This window comes from Prevotella sp. oral taxon 317 str. F0108, assembly GCF_000162415.1.
GTDB lineage: Bacteria > Bacteroidota > Bacteroidia > Bacteroidales > Bacteroidaceae > Prevotella > Prevotella conceptionensis.
This window is the reverse complement of the sequence record NZ_GG740103.1, coordinates 1-861: the sequence shown is the minus strand read 5'-3', so window position 1 is coordinate 861 and position 861 is coordinate 1. Positions and strand designations below refer to the sequence as shown.

1 rRNA gene is annotated in these 861 nt (G+C 54.8%); it reads right to left on the bottom strand.

Annotation, left to right across the window (positions count from 1 at the left end):
• Positions 1–721 (bottom strand): 23S ribosomal RNA (locus HMPREF0670_RS16870); the annotation flags it as partial.
• Positions 722–861: the final 140 nt, after the last annotated feature.

Sequence of the window (861 nt, the reverse complement as noted above, 5' to 3'; positions counted from 1 at the left end):
ACTTGCGTGCGCTTTGTCCCCGAGGGGACAAACGCCCTGTTCAGGCTCGCTTTCACTGCGGCTGCGGGCCTTGTGGCCCTTAACCTTGCTGGTGAAGGTAACTCGTAGGTTCATTATGCAAAAGGCACGCCGTCACTGCAAAAGCAGCTCCGACCGCTTGTAGGCGCATGGTTTCAGGAACTATTTCACTCTTCTTGTCGAAGTGCTTTTCACCTTTCCCTCACGGTACTGGTTCGCTATCGGTCTCATGGGAGTATTTAGCCTTACCGGATGGTCCCGGCCGGTTCGCGCAGGATTTCTCGTGTCCCGCGTTACTCAGGATACCGCTATGTCCCATTGTGCTTCGGATAAGGGGCTCTCACCCGCTACGGCCTCTCTTTCCAGGAGAGTTCTCCTCACACGCAAGGTACAACGGCGCGGTCCTACAACCCCGGCGATGCGTTGCCACAACGCCGGTTTGGGCTCTTCCCCGTTCGCTCGCCACTACTGGGGGAATCATTAATTTATTTTCTCTTCCTCGGGGTACTAAGATGTTTCAGTTCCCCCGGTTCGCCTCACCGACTGTGCGGTGATACCCGCGTATTGCGCGGGTGGGTTGTCCCATTCGGAAATCCGCGGGTCAAGGGTCATTTGCACCTTACCGCGGCTTATCGCAGCTTATCACGTCCTTCATCGCCTCCATGAGCCAAGGCATCCGCCATGCGCCCTTAATTACTTTCTTTACGCCAGCGCACACTCCCCAAAAAGGGAAGGCGCGCAGCCCATACTTCAGCTGTATCGTCTACATGGACTTAGCAGTCCACGTGATTCGTTACTATTCTTACAGTCTTGCTTGTGTCAATATGTCAAAGATCTCATGCG